1 protein-coding gene is annotated in these 389 nt (G+C 67.6%); it reads left to right on the forward strand.

The genetic code is table 11. From position 1 onward, the window contains the following. The coding region (locus tag G3I78_RS50550; protein ID WP_239158509.1) for a phosphohydrolase at positions 1 to 373 on the forward strand (373 nt) is incomplete at its 5' end. Positions 374 to 389 lie beyond the last annotated feature (16 nt).

Consider the following 389-nt stretch of genomic DNA (forward strand, 5'->3'; position numbering starts at 1 on the left):
CCCTACGCTTCGACAGACCGGGTTCCACCCGCTTGATGGCGCTCGGCACCTCCAGTCGCTCGGTGCCTCCCCGCGGCTCGTCTGCCTGGTGGCCCATCACTCCGGCGCGGTCTACGAAGCCGAGCAACGTGGATTGACCGAAGAGCTCGCGGTCTATGACCGGGAGGACTCCCCGGTACTCGACGCCTTGATCTTTGCGGACATGACCACGGGCCCCGCCGGCCAGAGCTTCGACTTCGACGACCGGATCGACGAGATCCTCGTCCGGTACGAGCCCGGGAGTGAGGTTCATACCGCCATCTCGGCTGCGCGTCCGTACCTCGGCGGGGCGGTGCGTCGCACTCTGGAGCGTCTGGGCGGTCAGCCCAAGTAGGGCGTTGGTCGGCCTG

The organism is Streptomyces sp. SID13726 (genome assembly GCF_010548375.1).
Lineage (GTDB): Bacteria > Actinomycetota > Actinomycetes > Streptomycetales > Streptomycetaceae > Streptomyces.